We start from the raw sequence: 14,961 nt of genomic DNA on the forward strand, positions 1-14,961 counted from the left end.
CTCCATCCCCGCCCGTCGAAGCCCCCGAAGGAAGCCCACGTGTCCGCCCCGGCCGGTCCCGCTCCTCTCGTCACCCGGCCCGTCCTCCACTCCGCCGCCGCGGTGGGCCTCTGCGCCCTCTGGGCCGCGGCGGTCTGGACCGCCGTCCACCTGCGCACCGACCCGCTCCTCCACGACATCGCGCTCTTCGTCCACCTCGCCTCGCTCCTCATCGGCTTCGGGGCCGTGCTCACCGTCGACTGGCTGGGTCTGCTGTGGCTGACGGGCCGCAAGGCGCTGCCGGAGGTCCTGCGCACGGCGGGCGCGGTCCATCTGCCGGTCTGGCTGGGGCTGGCCGGTCTCGTCGGGACGGGCGTCCTGCTCCACCCCGACCCCGGCTCCCCGCTCACGCGCGTCAAACTCGGCCTCGTCCTCCTCGTGGCCCTCAACGGTCTCCACGCCCGGGCGCTCCAGCCGCGTCTGGACGCCGTCGCCGCCGGACGGGCGCCCGCGTCCCGGACGCTGACCCTCCGCTGCGCCGCCACCGTCCTGCTCTCACAACTCGGCTGGTGGGGCGCCACCGCCATCGGCTACCTCAACAGCCGGCACTGACCGGGAGCGGACGCCGCCCGGGCCCGCTTCCGGCCGCGGCATAGGCTCGGGGCCATGACTGACGAGTGGAACGACGAGAGCGGGCGGCGCCGCGTCGAGGTGCTGGACGAGCCGACGCCCGAGTGCGCGCGGGACGTGCTCCGGCTGATCGCGGAGGCCGCGGCGGCCGACGGCCGGCACGCCGTCTCCGAGCAGGGCCGGCTCCAGCTGAAGGGGGGCCGGCCGGGCGTACGGCATCTGTTGCTGCACGACGTGACGGACGGCGTGGAGGCTCTCGCCGGGTACGCGCAGCTGGAGGACACCGATCCCGTCGAGGCGCCCGCCGGCGAGCTCGTCGTGCACCCGGCGTACCGGGGACGCGGTCACGGCCGGGCGCTGGGCAACGCGCTGCTGAGAGAGTCCGGGAAGCGGCTGCGCGTGTGGGCACACGGCGGTCATCCGGCCGCACGGCATCTCGCGCAGGTGCTGGGGATGAGCCTGTTCCGCGAGTTGCGGCAGATGCGGCGTCCGCTGGACGACCTCGACCTCCCCGAGCCCCGGCTGCCCGAGGGTGTCACCGTCCGGACCTTCCGTCCCGGCGCCGACGACGCGGAGTGGCTCGCCGTCAACGCCGAGGCGTTCGCCCACCACCCGGAACAGGGCTCGCTCACCCAGCGCGACCTGGACGATCGCAAGGCCGAGAGCTGGTTCGACCCGGAGGGCTTCTTCCTCGCCGAGCGCGACGGCGCGATCGTCGGCTTCCACTGGACGAAGGTGCACGCCGAGGAACGGCTCGGTGAGGTGTACGTCGTCGGCATCCGCCCCGGGGCCCAGGGCGGCGGACTCGGCAAGGCCCTCACCACCATCGGCCTTCGGCACCTCGCGGCGGCGGGCCTGCCGACGGCGATGCTGTACGTGGACGCGGACAACGCCGCGGCCGTGTCGGTGTACGAGCGGCTGGGGTTCACGGTCCACGAGACGGATCTGATGTACCGCACGGAGTCCTGACCGCGCGTCGGACGCGTACGCGGACGGGTATGCGGACGGGTGGGGTGTACATCCGCAGGCGTGTTGACGGAGGAAGCGGAGTGCCGTCATCCTGCTTTCACTAGGTAATTGGTGGAACCGCCCCACCCCCGTGTGGGGCGGGCCGGCCGTCGAGTGGAAGCAGGGTGAGGGCGTGGTCGAGTTCCGCATCGACCGCCGCAGCGGCGTCGCTCCCTACGTGCAGATCGCCCGGCAGGTCGAACAGGCGCTGCGGCTGGGCCTGCTGATGCCCGGCGACCAGCTCCCCACCGCCCGCGAGGTCGTCGCGGCCACCGCCATCAACCCGAACACGGTGCTGAAGGCGTACCGCGAACTCGACCGCGCGGGCCTGGTCGAGGCGCGCCCCGGGCTCGGGACGTTCGTCCGGCGCTCCCTGGCCCGGCCGGGCGCCGCCACGGACTCGCCGCTCGGCGTCGAGCTGGCCGGCTGGGCCGAGCGGGCCCGTGCGGCCGGGCTCGGCCGTGCCGACGTCGCCGCCCTGATGACGTCCGTGCTGGAGGCGTGCTTCGACGGCGTACCGCCCGGCGAGGAACGGGCCGTGGCGGCCGGGCCGGAAGCCGGATCCCCGGCGCCGGACACGACCACCACACCCCTCACACCCGTCACCACGACCCGCACCGCCCGCGCCGACGAGGGGACCGGATGACCGACCTGACCTATGTCCCCGGCGGAACCGCCATCGAGGCGGTCGGGCTGGGGGTGAAGCAGCGGCGTACCCAGGCCTTGCGGGACTGCTCGTTCCGGGTGCCCACGGGGCGGGTCTGCGCGCTCGTCGGACCCAACGGCGCCGGCAAGTCCACCCTGCTGTCCGTCGTCGCGGGGCTGCGGCGGCCGCAGTCGGGCCGGCTGGAGGTGCTGGGCGGGCCGGCGGGCGGCGCCGGGACGCGGCCCAGGGTGGCGTACCTGCCTCAGGACAAGCCGCTGTACCCGCAGTTCACGGTGGCCGACACCCTGCGCATGGGCCGCGAGCTCAACCCGGACCGCTGGGACCAGGCGGCGGCGGAGCGGCTCGTCCGGGAGGGGAACCTGCCGGCGCACGCCCGCGTCGGCGCCCTCTCCGGCGGCCAGCGCACCCGCGTCGCGCTGGCCCTGGCCTTCGGCAAGCGCCCCGACCTGCTGTTGCTGGACGAACCGATGGCCGACCTCGACCCGCTGGTGCGACACGAGATCACCGCGGCCCTGATGGCCGAGGCCGCCGAACACGCCACCACCATCGTGCTGGCCTCCCACGTCCTGTCCGAACTCGACGGCGTCTGCGACTACCTGCTGCTGCTCGGCGACGGCCGGATCCGGCTGGCGGGCGAGGTCGAGGACCTGATCGGCGTCCACCGCGTCGTCGTGGGCCGCCACGAGGGCCCGGAGCCGCCCCGGGCGTTCGGGGCGCACACGGTCGTCTCGTCGCGGATCACGGGCCGGCAGCTCACCGCCGTCCTCCGGCCGGAAGGGCCGGTCGCGGGGGAGTGGCAGATCTCGGAGCCCACCCTGGAGGACCTGCTCCTCGCCCACCTCCGCGCCCCCGAAGTGCCGCCCCTGCTCACCCCGAGCGCCGAGCCCCGGTCCGGGAGGGCCGCCGCGTGACCGCCACCCTGACGCCCGTACCCCCGTCCGATCCCACCGCCACCCCGCCGGTGAGCCGCCGGGACCGGCTGCGGCCGCGCGGGTTCGTCTGGCTCGTCCTGCGCCAGCACCGGGCCACGCTGATCACTTTGGCGGGACTCCTGCTGCTCTACCTCGGGCAACTGGCGCTCCTCGGCCTGATGCTGCGCCACAACGCGGACGTCCGGACGCTGCGCGACCTGTGCGCGGACGGCGGACCGGAATGCGCCGAACGCTGGTCGCCGGCCGCCGACTTCCAGGCCGGGTACGGGGACGCGCTGCACTTCAACGGGCTGGTCGTGCAGTATGTGCCGCTGTTGGCGGGCCTGTTCACAGCGGGGCCGATGGTCGCCCGGGAGCTGGAGAGCGGTACGTGGCGGCTGGCCTGGACGCAGTCCGGCACCCCGGCTTGCTGGCTCGCGGCCAAACTCGCCGTGCCCGTGGTGCTGGTGCTCGTCGGGGTGTCGCTGATGTCGGCGCTCTACACCTGGTGCTGGACGGCCGTTCCCCCGGAGCTGCTGCCCGGCCAGCGCTGGTACGACTCGTTCGGGATGCTCGGCCCGGTGCCGGTCGCCGGCGCCCTGTGCGGGGTCGCGCTCGGCGCGCTGGCCGCGCTGGTGACCCGGCGCACGGTGGCGGCGATGGTCCTGACCCTGGTGGGGTACGGGCTGGTGCGGTTCGCGCTCGGCTTCGTCCGGCCCTATCTGTGGCCGCGCACGCGGGCGGTCTCGCTGAGCATGCCCGGGTACCCGAGCGACGGAACGTGGGTCCTGGGACGCGGCCTCCTCACCCGTTCGGGTGAAAGTCTGCCGGATGACGTCTGCGGCATCGGGGTCTCCCCCGAGCGCTGCCTCGCCGCGCACGACGCCGACCGCTGGTACCTCGACCTCCATTCCCCGGCGCACCACTGGCCCCTGGCGTGGCTGGAGGCGGGCATCCTCACGGCCCTAGCGGCGCTCGCGGCCTGGGCGGCGGTGCGCTGGGTACGGCACTCGGTGCCGTAGCGGCGATGGCCGCCCTCGGGCCGGCCCATCAGGAACCCCGGCTCACCACCCGGAATCCTCCGGTCACCCCCGAGAGGCTCTCGGGTTTCCCGCACGCCATGTGGGCGTTACCCGTGATTCAACAGCGGTTGCCAGTCTTGCGGAATGCAGCCGGTCGCCCCCCACGCACGACAACGCAGGCCACGCGGAACCGCGGTCTCCGCCGTGCCCGCCCTCCCGGACGAGCGGAACAATGAGGGCATGGCAGACCCTCCGGCGTTCTCGTGCCCCCGGGAGGACGGGGAAGACGAGCGGCCGTCCGGCGACCGGTACGCGGCCGCGCGCCCCGTCGGCTTCCTGACCGCCGCGCACGGGCCGGGCCCGGCCGCCCCGGACGTCCCGGAACCGGAACCCGACCTGGACGCCGACCTCGACGGCTATGACGGCTACGGCGGCGGTGACGGGCCCGGGCACGGCTACGACGGGCAGGGGCACGACCCCGCCCGCTACGCCGAGGCGGCCGGCGCGGATGCCGCCGGCATCGACTACGCCGACGGCTACGACGACCGCGAGGAGGACCCCGCCCGGGACGGCGAGCCGCTGCCGGAGAACCGCTTCCTGGACCGCGAACGGAGCTGGCTGGCGTTCAACGAACGCGTCCTGGAACTGGCCGAGGACCCTGCCACCCCGCTGCTGGAGCGCGCCAACTTCCTGGCGATCTTCGCGAGCAACCTCGACGAGTTCTTCATGGTCCGCGTCGCCGGCCTCAAGCGCCGCATCGCCACCGGCGTCGCCACCCGCTCCGCGTCCGGCCTCCAGCCGCGCGAGGTGCTGGAGCTGATCTGGACCCGCTCCCGCGAGCTCATGGCCCGGCACGCCGCCTGCTACCAGCAGGACGTCGCCCCCGAGCTGGCCGAGCGGGGCATCCACCTGATCCGCTGGCCGGAGCTGACCGAGAAGGAGCAGTCCCGCCTCTTCACCCTCTTCCGCCGGCAGATCTTCCCCGTCCTCACCCCGCTCGCCGTCGACCCGGCGCACCCCTTCCCGTACATCTCCGGGCTCTCGCTCAACCTCGCCGTGGTCGTCCGCAACCCGGTCAGCGGGCACGAGCACTTCGCGCGGGTGAAGGTTCCGCCGCTGCTGTCCCGGTTCCTGGAGGCGTCGCCGCAGCGGTACGTGCCGCTGGAGGACGTGATCGCGGCGCATCTGGAGGAGTTGTTCCCGGGGATGGAGGTGCTGGGGCACCACATGTTCCGGGTGACGCGCAACGAGGACCTGGAGGTCGAGGAGGACGACGCGGAGAACCTGCTCCAGGCGCTGGAGAAGGAGCTCATGCGCCGCCGCTTCGGCCCGCCCGTGCGGCTGGAGGTCGAGGAGTCCATCGACCCGTACGTCCTGGACCTGCTGATCCGCGAGCTGAAGATCTCCGACGCGGAGGTCTATCCCCTGCCGGGCCCGCTCGACCTCACCGCCCTGTCCCATATCGCGGCGCTGGACCGGCCGGAGCTGAAGTACCCCAAGTTCGTCGCCGGGACCCATCGGGACCTGGCCGAGGTGGAGTCGGCGACGGCGCCCGACGTGTTCGCCGCCCTGCGCGAGCGGGACGTGCTGCTCCACCATCCGTACGACTCGTTCTCCACCTCCGTCCAGTCCTTCCTCGAACAGGCGGCGGCCGACCCGGACGTCCTCGCCATCAAGCAGACGCTCTACCGGACGTCCGGTGACTCCCCGATCGTCGACGCGCTGATAGACGCCGCGGAGTCCGGGAAGCAGGTCCTCGTCCTGGTCGAGATCAAGGCGCGTTTCGACGAGCAGGCGAACATCAAATGGGCGCGGAAGCTGGAGGAGGCCGGCTGCCACGTCGTCTACGGGCTCGTCGGGCTCAAGACGCACTGCAAGCTGTCCCTGGTGGTCCGGCAGGAGGGCGACACCCTCCGCCGCTATTCCCATGTGGGAACCGGCAATTACCACCCCAAGACCGCCCGGCTCTACGAGGATCTGGGCCTGCTCACCGCCGACCCGCAGGTGGGTGCCGACCTCTCCGACCTCTTCAACCGGCTGTCCGGCTACTCCCGCCGGCAGACCTACCGGCGGCTCCTGGTCGCCCCCCGCTCGCTCCGCGACGGCCTGGTGGCGCGCATCTCCCGGGAGATCGCCCACCGCCGGGACGGACGGCCCGCCTCCATCCGCGTCAAGGTCAACGCGATGGTGGACGAGACGGTGATCGACGCCCTGTACCGCGCCTCGCGCGCGGGCGTCCCGGTGGACGTGTGGGTGCGCGGGATCTGCGCGCTGCGGCCCGGTGTGCCCGGCCTGTCGGAGAACATCAGGGTGCGCAGCGTCCTCGGACGGTTCCTGGAACACTCCCGTGTCTTCGCCTTCGCGAACGGCGGCGAGCCCGAAGTCTGGCTGGGAAGCGCCGACATGATGCACCGCAATCTCGACCGGCGTATCGAGACGCTCGTCCGGGTCACCGACCCCGCGCACCGCGCCTCGCTCAGCCGGCTGCTGGAACTCGGCATGTCCGACCGGACCGCGTCCTGGCACCTCGGCCCGGACGGCGGCTGGACCCGGCGCGCGACCGACGCCGACGGCCGGCCGCTGCGCAACGTCCAGGAAATCCTCATCGACGCCCGGAGGCGCCGGCGTGGCACAGCGACCCCGTGACATCCCGGGCGCCCTCACCGCGGCCGGGGGGCGGACCGACTCGACGGCGAACAGGGCCGACGCGACGACGGACAGGGCGGACCCGACGGCGAACAGGGCGGACACGGCGACGACCACGGCCGTCGCGCCGCCCGGCGCCGGGCGGTCACCCGAGCCGTCCCGGACACCTCAGACGCCCCGGACACACCAGCCGCCCCGGACGCCCCCGACACGCCGGGCGCCGGACACCGGCCGCCCGCCGCACGGCACGGGCAGCGCCGCCGACGTGCTCGCCCGCTATCTGCACCAGCAGGCGACGGAGTTCCTGCGCGGCCTGCGGCTGCACGGGGACAGCGGGCACGGCGCCGGGGGCGCGGCCGAGGAGGCGGCCGAGGCCGTCCGGCTGCTGCGCGGCGCCGCCCGCCGTATCTCGGGGACGCTCCACGTTTTCCGCCCGCTGGCCGAAGTGCCCTGGACCGACCAGTTCCGGTCCGAACTCGCCTGGCTGACCGAGACGCTGGGACGCGAGTACGCCTGCGCGGCCCGGCTGGCCCGGCTGCGGGGCGCGTTGCACCGGCTGTCCGGCGCGGCCGAGGCGGGGAGCGCCGCGGCGCCCGCCGTGGGCGCCGCGCGCGCCGGAGCACTGCTCGAACGCCAGCTCACGCTGGCCCGGACGCGCGCCCACTCGGCGGCCCTCCAGGCCCTGGGCTCGGCGCGCTTCCACGCGGTCGCGGACGCCGTCGCCGTCCTGTCGACCGACCCGCCGCTCGACCCGTCCGCCCACGACCTGCCGGCCCAGGACGCCCTGCCGCTGCTGGCCGAACAGAGCCACCGGCTCCTCCTGGAAGCGGTCGGCACGCTGCCGCTCGCCGCCGCCGGCCTGCCCTACAACGCCGAGGCGCTGTCCCACGGCCTCGCCGACGCGGGCGTCCCGGCCGCCGAGAGCCGCCAGGACGCCCCCTGGCACCAGGTGCGGCTGCTGGTGCGGCTGCGCCGGTACGCACAGGAGGTGCTCGACGAGCAGCACCAGACGGAGATCGAACCCGGCCTCACCGTGCGGCTGTTGAACGCCGGCCAAGCCCTCGACCGGCACCGCGACGCGGCCGAGGCCGCCGCCTACGCCGCGGCCGCCGCCCGTACCCCGCGCATCGCCCCGGCCACGGCGTACGCCCTGGGGGTGCTCCACGCGGACCAGCGGTACGAGGTGGAGGCGGCGCGCTTCGCCTTCGGCCGGGCCTGGCAGCGGATGGGGGTGGCGCGGTGAAGCCGATACGGCCGGAGGCCGGGTCGGAGGACGCGGTCGTCCGCGCCGCCGGCTGCGTCCTCTGGCGGCGCGGACCGGGCGGCGGCGTCGAGCTCGCGCTCGTCCACCGGCCGAAGTACCTCGACTGGTCCTTCCCGAAGGGCAAGCTCAGGCGCGGCGAGGACGCGCGGTCCGGAGCGCTCCGTGAGGTCCGCGAGGAGACGGGACTGGACTGTGTCCTGGGCCCGGCCCTCCCGACCTCCCGCTACCCGGTCGCGGACGGGCGTCTTAAGGAGGTCCGCTACTGGGCGGGCCTGCCTGTCTCCGGCACCTTCGTTCCCAATCGTGAGGTCGATCGGCTGGCGTGGTTGTCGCCGGAGGAGGCACGGCGGAGGTTGACGCACGAGCGGGACCGGGGGCTGGTGGATGCGCTCCTGGCCGCGCTGGGGGAGGGGTAGCCCCGGCCCCGCCCTTTCACCGTTTCTCGCGGGGGCGAGCCCCCCCACCCCCGAAGCGCCCTGCGGGCGCTGTCCTCAAACGCCGGACGGGCTGAGTACGGCGCCCGGGCGCGAAATTTCAGCCCGTCCGGCGTTTGAGGACGAGCGGCGAAGCCGCGAAAAGGGGGTCTGGGGCGCAGCCCCAGGAAGCGGCGAAGGGGTGGGACCGGGGCGCGCCTACCCCCGAGGGGCCACCGCCTCCCACCGCACCGTGACCTCCCCCTGCCGCCACCGCCGAGGCCCGTCCGCGAGCGGCCAGTCCCCGGCCAGGCCGGACACCGCCCGTATCCACCGCTGCCGGGCCCCCAGCGAAGCGTAGGGAGCGGCGGCGGCCCAAGCCCGGTCGAAGTCCCGCAGGAAAGCGTGCACGGGTTCCCCCGGCACATTCCGGTGGATGAGCGCCTTGGGCAGCCGTTCCGCCAGGTCCGACGGCGTGCCGAGCGACCCGAGCCGTGTCGCGAAGGTGACCGTGCGCGGCCCCTCCGGGCCGAGCGCGACCCACACGTGCCGGCGGCCGATCTCGTCGCAGGTGCCCTCGACGAGGAGGCCGTCGGGGTCGAGCCGGGCGCACAGCCGCTCCCAGACGGCGGCGACGGAAGCCTCGTCGTACTGCCGCAGCACGTTCGCCGCCCGGATGATCAACGGGCGCCGCCCGGCCGCGAGGGGCACCTCGAAGCCGCCGTGGGCGAAGGTCAGCCCGTCGCGCTCGTACGGCACGGCGGCGGCCACCCGGGCCGGGTCGATCTCGACGCCGACCACCCGCGCGTCGGCGCGTACCCGGCGCAGCCGCTCCAGCAGCTCGACGGCGGTCCAGGGGGCGGCCCCGTAGCCGAGGTCGACGGCGACGGGGTCGGCGGCGCGGCGCAGCGCGGAGGCGTGGGCGGCGGTGATCCAGCGGTCCATCCGGCGCAACCGGTTCGGATTGGTCGTGCCGCGGGTCGCCGTCCCGACGGGGCGGTGCTGCGGGGCGGGGGAGGGGCGGACGGCGGCCATGCACCGAGCGTAAGCGGTTCCGGTACGGCACCGGACCGTGAGGGCCGCATCACTCTTTGGTAAAGGAGGGAAGGGGAATCCCCGGCCCCGTGTTCGAAGGGTTGACCCCTGACGTACGCACGCCCCCCAGGCGGACGGAGGACCCGAACGGTGAGCCAGTACGCACCCCGGCGCGGCACGCGCCGTACCCGTACGCAGGGCAGCCCCTTCGCCCGGTCGCAGCAGTTCCTGCGCCGCGCGCAGGGCCGGCTGCCGCGCCGCGTCGCGATGCTCAGCGTCCACACCTCGCCGCTGCACCAGCCCGGCACGGGCGACGCGGGCGGCATGAACGTCTACATTGTCGAGCTCGCCAAGCGCCTGGCCGCGCTCGGCATCGAGGTGGAGGTCTTCACCCGGGCGACCACCGGTCAGCTGCCGCCCGCCGTGGAGCTGGCGCCCGGCGTCCTCGTCCGGCACGTCGACGCGGGTCCGTACGAGGGGCTGGCGAAGGAGGAGCTGCCGGCCCAGCTGTGCGCCTTCACGCACGGGGTGACGCAGGCGTGGGCGGGCCACAGACCGGGCTACTACGACCTCGTGCACTCGCACTACTGGCTGTCCGGCCACGTCGGCTGGCTGGCGGCCGACCGCTGGGGCGTGCCGCTGGTGCACGCGATGCACACGATGGCCAAGGTGAAGAACGCGGCGCTGGCCGAGGGGGACACCCCGGAGCCGCAGGCCCGGGTGATCGGCGAGACGCAGATCGTCCGGGCGGCCGACCGGCTGATCGCCAACACGGAGGGGGAGGCCGAGGAGCTCGTCCGGCACTACGACGCGGCCCCCGACAAGGTCGCCGTCGTGCATCCCGGCGTCAATCTGGAGCGGTTCCGGGAGGCCGACGGCCGGGCCGCGGCCCGGGAGCGGCTCGGGCTGCCGCAGGACGCGCTGGTTCCGCTGTTCGCGGGCCGGATCCAGCCGCTGAAGGCGCCGGACGTGCTGCTGCGCGCGGTGGCCGAGCTGCTGGACCGGCGTCCCGCGCTGCGGTCGCGGATGGTCGTGCCGGTGGTCGGCGGGCCGAGCGGCAGCGGCATGGCGAAGCCGGAGGAGCTCCACAAGCTGGCCGCCCGGCTGGGCATCGCCGACGTGGTCAGGTTCCGCCCGCCGGTCGACCAGGAGCGGCTCGCGGACTGGTACCGGGCGGCGTCCGTGCTGGTCATGCCCTCGCACAGCGAGTCGTTCGGCCTGGTGGCGGTGGAGGCGCAGGCGTGCGGCACGCCGGTCGTCGCGGCGGCGGTGGGCGGCCTGCCGGTGGCGGTCCGGCACGGGACCAGCGGCTTCCTGGTCGACGGCCATGACCCCGCCGACTACGCGCGGGCGCTGGAACGTTTCGCGGACGCCCCGGAGCTCGCGGCCACGATGGGCGCCGCGGCGGCGGCACACGCCCGGTCGTTCGGCTGGGACACGGCCGCCGCCGCCACGGCCGCGGTGTACACCGAGGCGATCGGCGAGCGGCGGCGTCGCCTACGCTCGGCACATGTCTGATCAGCGCATGTCCGACGCGAAGACGGTCATCGAGCGGACGCTCGGCGAGGCCGGGCTGGAGTGGGAGAGCCCGTCCGACGGCACGTACGTCGTGAAGCTGCCCGGAACGCGGAAGCTGTCGACGACCGTGTCGCTGGTCGTCGGCAACCACTCCCTCTCCGTCAACGCCTTCGTCGTGCGCCGCCCCGACGAGAACCACGAGGCGGTGCACCGCTGGCTGCTGGAGCGCAACACCCGGCTGTACGGGGTCGCCTACGCCGTCGACCATCTCGGCGACGTCTACCTCGTCGGCCGGCTGCCGCTGGCCGCCGTCACGCCGGAGGAGGTCGACCGGATCCTCGGCGTGGTGCTGGAGAACGCCGACGGCAGCTTCAACACCCTGCTGGAGATGGGGTTCGCGAGCGCGATCCGCAAGGAGTACGCGTGGCGCACCGCGCGGGGCGAGTCCACGCGCAACCTGGAGGCGTTCGGCCGGCTGACGGGCGAGGGGCGCGGCGGGCCCGACGCACCGTCGTCCTGACGGGGCGTCAAGCCTCCTGCGGCGCGGGGGCCGAGCGCTTTTCCCGGCTCCCGCCGCCCGCGGCGTACACCGTGTCCATGGCGCCCTCCTCCGGCAGGTTCCGGGTGAGCAGCCAGTAGCCGGCCGCGGCGAACGTGCCGATCACCGCGCACCCGGCCCAGAGCGCGCCGGCGCCGAACTCCTCGATGACGGCGCCGCCCGTCAGCGGCGCGACCAGGGACGACAGGGTCCAGGAGAGCGAGAACACGCCCTGGTAGCGGCCCCGCGCGTGGAGCGGCGAGAAGCGCACGACCATGCCGGACTGGGTGGGGGCGTTGACGATCTCGGCGAGCGTCCAGACGGCGATGGTCACCGCGAAGAAGCCGACCGAACCGGCGAACGCCGTCAGCCCGAAGCCGTAGCCGGCGAGCAGGGCGGAGAAGACCAGCAGCAGCCGGGGGTCGCGGCGTTCGATGAGGCGGGTCACCGGGATCTGCAAGGCGACGATCATGACGCCGTTGACGGCCATGACCATCCCGTAGTCATGGGTGGAGAGCCCCGCCCGGCCCATGGCCACCGGCAGTGCCACCGAGCTCTGCGTGAAGATCAGCGCCACCAGGAAGGCGAGGCCGGTGACGCCCATGAACCGCCCGTCCCGCAGCACCGTGCCCAGCCCCACGGCGGGCGCGCCGCCGGCGTCCGACGGCGCGGCCGGCTCGGGCCGCGACTCGGGGAGCGTGAAGTAGCACAGGAGGGCGCAGGCCAGCGTGATCGCGGCCTCCCCGAGGAAGCCGGCCAGGTAGCTGTACTCGGCGACGAAGCCGGCCGCCGTGGAGGAGATCGCGAAGCCGAGGTTGATCGCCCAGTAGTTGATCGAATAGGCCCGGAGCCGGTCCTCGGGCCGGACGATGTCGGCCATCATCGCGGTGACGGCGGGCCGGGACGCGTTGCTCGCCAGCCCCACCAGGAACGCCGCGCCCGCGATCCACATCGGATCGTGCACGAAGCCGAGCAGCGCCACCGAGGCGGCCGTCGACACCTGGGCGGCCATCAGTGTGGGCCGCCGCCCGAGCCGGTCGGTCATCACCCCCGCGCCGACCGAGGCGATCACCCCGCCGAGCCCGTGCAGGGCGGCGACGAGCCCGGCGAAGAAGGCGGAGTAGCCGCGTTCCAGCGTCAGGTAGATGGCCAGGAACGTGGAGACGAACGAACCCAGCCGGTTGACCAGGGTGGAGACCCACAGCCACCAGAACGCGCGGGGGAGCCCCGCCACACTGTCCCGCGCCGCCCTGCCCATGCGCCCCATCACGCGTCCGCCCCCTGTCGGTAAGTGCCGGTCCGATGGTCCGCACGTTACGAGCGCCTGGCGTGGGCACGCCATTCAATTGACGGGGTGCGTCAAACGTCCCGGGAGGCACGCCGGGAGCGGCGTCCCCGCCCCGTCGATTACGCTCAAGGGCATGGCCGACGCACCGTACAAGCTCATCCTCCTCCGCCACGGCGAGAGCGAGTGGAACGCGAAGAACCTGTTCACCGGCTGGGTGGACGTCAACCTGAACGAGAAGGGCGAGAAGGAGGCCGTCCGCGGCGGAGAACTGCTCAAGGACGCCGGCCTGCTCCCTGACGTGGTCCACACCTCCCTCCAGAAGCGCGCCATCCGCACCGCGCAGCTGGCCCTGGAGGCGGCCGACCGCCACTGGATCCCCGTCCACCGCTCCTGGCGGCTGAACGAGCGCCACTACGGCGCCCTCCAGGGCAAGGACAAGGCCCAGACCCTGGCCGAGTTCGGCGAGGAGCAGTTCATGCTCTGGCGCCGCTCGTACGACACCCCGCCGCCCGTCCTGGAGGACGGCGCCGAGTTCTCCCAGAGCGACGACCCGCGCTACGCCTCCATCCCCCCGGAGCTGCGCCCCCGCACCGAGTGCCTCAAGGACGTCGTCGTCCGCATGCTGCCGTACTGGTACGACGGCATCGTCCCGGACCTGCTGGCCGGCCGCACCGTCCTGGTCGCCGCCCACGGCAACTCGCTGCGCGCCCTGGTCAAGCACCTGGACGGCATCTCCGACGCCGACATCGCGGGCCTGAACATCCCCACCGGCATCCCGCTCGCCTACGAGCTGGACGCCGACTTCCGCCCGGTCGTCCCCGGCGGCACCTACCTCGACCCGGAGGCCGCGAAGGCCGCGATCGAGGCCGTGAAGAACCAGGGCAAGAAGAAGTAGGACACCGGCCCGGTACGGGCAAGGGCCCCCGGAGCGGCGTCGGCCGCTCGGGGGCCCTTCCCGTGAGTGACGTGGATGAGGTGTGTCAGCCGCAGCCGCCGCCGCAGTTGCAGGAGCCGCCGCTCTGGCAGCCGCACTGGCAGCCGGGACCGCAGTTGCAACCGCTCATCGCGGGTGCTGCGGGCGTCACACGGTCTGGGGAACCGGTCATGCGGTACCTCCTCGATGGGTGGTCTGCCACACCCCACTCAACGCTCATCGCACACCGGCCGTCAATGCGCAGGGTGTACGAGTGTGCGGGCGCACCGGGAGCGCCGGGGAGCGCACGGGCGCACGCGGGGTATCACGGTGTCTCGCTCGCGCCGGGGGCGCTCGCCGTCTGGCCGAGCTCGTCCGCGTGCTCCCCGGTGACGAGGTAGACGACGCGCTTGGCGACGGAGACGGCGTGGTCGGCGAACCGCTCGTAGTAGCGGCCGAGCAGGGTCACGTCCACGGCCGTCTCGATGCCGTGCTGCCAGCGGTCGTCCATCAGGTGCTGGAAGAGGGCGCGGTGCAGCAGGTCCATGGCGTCGTCGTCCTGCTCCAGCTGGAGCGCCAGGTCGACGTCCTTGGTGATCAGCACCTCGCCGGCCTTGGCCATCAGCCGCTGGGCGAGCTGGCCCATCTCCAGCACCGTGGAGTGCAGGTCGCGCGGGACCGCCGTCTCCGGGAAGCGCAGCCGGGCGAGCTTCGCGACGTGCTGCGCGAGGTCGCCCGAACGCTCCAGGTCGGCGCTCATCCGCAGCGACGTCACCACGATCCGCAGGTCCGTGGCGACCGGCTGCTGCCGGGCCAGCAGCGCGATGGCCCGCGCCTCCAGGTCCCGCTGGAGGTCGTCCACCTTGCCGTCCCCGGCGATCACGGCCTCCGCGAGCTTGAGGTCCGCGTCCAGGATCGCCGTCGTGGCACGCCCTATGGCGGAGCCGACGAGCCGGGCCATTTCGACCAGCCCGTCGCCTATCGAGTCCAGCTCCTCGTGGTACGCGTCCCGCATCGTGTCCTTCTCTCGCTTCGAGTGGTGCGACGGCCGGGGAACCCGCCGGATCGGCCGTCCCGGTACCACGATCCGGCCGGAACGCGACGGGTGTCGACCCCCGGAGTGAACCAC

Annotated in this window: 15 protein-coding genes; 11 read left to right on the forward strand and 4 right to left on the reverse strand. The window is 73.9% G+C overall.

What is annotated here, in order from left to right; genetic code table 11:
* From ACSNOK_RS03495 to ACSNOK_RS03530, 8 genes are all read left to right on the forward strand, one after another.
* On the forward strand, positions 1-591 hold a 591-nt coding region (locus tag ACSNOK_RS03495; protein ID WP_436779045.1), incomplete at its 5' end, for a hypothetical protein.
* Between the two features lie 54 nt (positions 592-645).
* Positions 646-1,578 carry a mycothiol synthase gene (mshD, locus tag ACSNOK_RS03500; protein ID WP_436779046.1) on the forward strand — a complete coding sequence of 311 codons (933 nt, stop codon included), beginning with the start codon at positions 646-648 and terminating at the stop codon, positions 1,576-1,578.
* A gap of 172 nt (positions 1,579-1,750) precedes the next feature.
* Positions 1,751-2,263 carry a GntR family transcriptional regulator gene (locus ACSNOK_RS03505; RefSeq protein ID WP_436779047.1) on the forward strand — a complete coding sequence of 171 codons (513 nt, stop codon included), beginning with the start codon at positions 1,751-1,753 and terminating at the stop codon, positions 2,261-2,263.
* On the forward strand, positions 2,260-3,195 hold the full coding sequence (locus tag ACSNOK_RS03510) for an ABC transporter ATP-binding protein (RefSeq protein WP_436779048.1): 936 nt from the start codon (positions 2,260-2,262) through the stop codon (positions 3,193-3,195). Before ACSNOK_RS03505 ends, ACSNOK_RS03510 begins: the two co-directional genes overlap by 4 nt.
* Positions 3,192-4,217: an ABC transporter permease gene (locus ACSNOK_RS03515; RefSeq protein ID WP_436779049.1), complete on the forward strand. Its 1,026-nt coding sequence runs from the start codon at positions 3,192-3,194 to the stop codon at positions 4,215-4,217. The genes ACSNOK_RS03510 and ACSNOK_RS03515 overlap by 4 nt, the downstream gene beginning before the upstream one ends.
* Before the next feature lie 240 nt (positions 4,218-4,457).
* The gene (locus tag ACSNOK_RS03520) at positions 4,458-6,863 is read left to right on the forward strand and encodes an RNA degradosome polyphosphate kinase (RefSeq protein WP_436779050.1); all 2,406 of its coding nucleotides are present in this window, start codon (positions 4,458-4,460) and stop codon (positions 6,861-6,863) included.
* A complete protein-coding gene (locus ACSNOK_RS03525) occupies positions 6,844-8,106 on the forward strand; it encodes a CHAD domain-containing protein (RefSeq protein WP_436779051.1) in 1,263 nt (420 codons plus the stop codon). The genes ACSNOK_RS03520 and ACSNOK_RS03525 overlap by 20 nt, the downstream gene beginning before the upstream one ends.
* On the forward strand, positions 8,103-8,543 hold the full coding sequence (locus ACSNOK_RS03530) for an NUDIX hydrolase (protein WP_436779052.1): 441 nt from the start codon (positions 8,103-8,105) through the stop codon (positions 8,541-8,543). The genes ACSNOK_RS03525 and ACSNOK_RS03530 overlap by 4 nt, the downstream gene beginning before the upstream one ends.
* 216 nt (positions 8,544-8,759) lie before the next feature.
* On the opposite strand, the gene ACSNOK_RS03535 is transcribed toward ACSNOK_RS03530, so the two are convergent.
* Entirely contained in the window at positions 8,760-9,575 is an 816-nt protein-coding gene (locus ACSNOK_RS03535; RefSeq protein ID WP_436779053.1) for a class I SAM-dependent methyltransferase, read from the reverse strand.
* Between the two features lie 150 nt (positions 9,576-9,725).
* Here ACSNOK_RS03535 and mshA point away from each other — a divergent pair, with 150 nt between their 5' ends.
* Positions 9,726-11,093, forward strand: a complete 1,368-nt coding sequence (mshA, locus tag ACSNOK_RS03540) for a D-inositol-3-phosphate glycosyltransferase (RefSeq protein WP_436779054.1) — start codon at positions 9,726-9,728, stop codon at positions 11,091-11,093.
* The gene (locus ACSNOK_RS03545) at positions 11,086-11,613 is read left to right on the forward strand and encodes a YbjN domain-containing protein (protein WP_436779055.1); all 528 of its coding nucleotides are present in this window, start codon (positions 11,086-11,088) and stop codon (positions 11,611-11,613) included. Before mshA ends, ACSNOK_RS03545 begins: the two co-directional genes overlap by 8 nt.
* Before the next feature lie 7 nt (positions 11,614-11,620).
* Here the strand turns inward: ACSNOK_RS03545 and ACSNOK_RS03550 are convergent, their stop codons facing one another.
* Entirely contained in the window at positions 11,621-12,889 is a 1,269-nt protein-coding gene (locus tag ACSNOK_RS03550) for an MDR family MFS transporter (RefSeq protein ID WP_436779056.1), read from the reverse strand.
* Between the two features lie 163 nt (positions 12,890-13,052).
* Between ACSNOK_RS03550 and ACSNOK_RS03555 the strand changes: the two genes are divergently transcribed.
* Positions 13,053-13,814, forward strand: coding sequence for a phosphoglyceromutase (locus ACSNOK_RS03555; protein WP_436779057.1), 762 nt, complete (start codon positions 13,053-13,055; stop codon positions 13,812-13,814).
* Positions 13,815-13,899: 85 nt separating this feature from the next.
* On the opposite strand, the gene ACSNOK_RS03560 is transcribed toward ACSNOK_RS03555, so the two are convergent.
* Both ACSNOK_RS03560 and phoU read right to left on the reverse strand, forming a co-directional pair.
* Positions 13,900-14,025: a hypothetical protein gene (locus ACSNOK_RS03560; protein ID WP_436779058.1), complete on the reverse strand. Its 126-nt coding sequence runs from the start codon at positions 14,023-14,025 to the stop codon at positions 13,900-13,902.
* A 132-nt stretch (positions 14,026-14,157) separates the two neighbouring features.
* Complete coding sequence (phoU, locus tag ACSNOK_RS03565; RefSeq protein WP_436779059.1) at positions 14,158-14,847, reverse strand: phosphate signaling complex protein PhoU; 690 nt, start codon at positions 14,845-14,847, stop codon at positions 14,158-14,160.
* Positions 14,848-14,961: the final 114 nt, after the last annotated feature.

Source organism: Streptomyces sp. URMC 126 (genome assembly GCF_051386555.1).
In the GTDB taxonomy this organism is placed as follows: Bacteria; Actinomycetota; Actinomycetes; order Streptomycetales; family Streptomycetaceae; genus Streptomyces.

What these genes read in the sequence shown, in the direction of transcription:
- ACSNOK_RS03510 (WP_436779048.1), top strand. Translation starts at nt 2,260, where the DNA reads ATGACCGACCTGACCTATGTCCCCGGCGGAACCGCCATCGAGGCGGTC.
- ACSNOK_RS03520 (WP_436779050.1), top strand. Translation starts at nt 4,458, where the DNA reads ATGGCAGACCCTCCGGCGTTCTCGTGCCCCCGGGAGGACGGGGAAGAC.
- ACSNOK_RS03535 (WP_436779053.1), bottom strand. Translation starts at nt 9,575, where the DNA reads ATGGCCGCCGTCCGCCCCTCCCCCGCCCCGCAGCACCGCCCCGTCGGG.
- phoU (WP_436779059.1), bottom strand. Translation starts at nt 14,847, where the DNA reads ATGCGGGACGCGTACCACGAGGAGCTGGACTCGATAGGCGACGGGCTG.
- ACSNOK_RS03555 (WP_436779057.1), top strand. Translation starts at nt 13,053, where the DNA reads ATGGCCGACGCACCGTACAAGCTCATCCTCCTCCGCCACGGCGAGAGC.
- ACSNOK_RS03560 (WP_436779058.1), bottom strand. Translation starts at nt 14,025, where the DNA reads ATGACCGGTTCCCCAGACCGTGTGACGCCCGCAGCACCCGCGATGAGC.
- ACSNOK_RS03545 (WP_436779055.1), top strand. Translation starts at nt 11,086, where the DNA reads ATGTCTGATCAGCGCATGTCCGACGCGAAGACGGTCATCGAGCGGACG.
- mshD (WP_436779046.1), top strand. Translation starts at nt 646, where the DNA reads ATGACTGACGAGTGGAACGACGAGAGCGGGCGGCGCCGCGTCGAGGTG.
- ACSNOK_RS03550 (WP_436779056.1), bottom strand. Translation starts at nt 12,889, where the DNA reads ATGGGCAGGGCGGCGCGGGACAGTGTGGCGGGGCTCCCCCGCGCGTTC.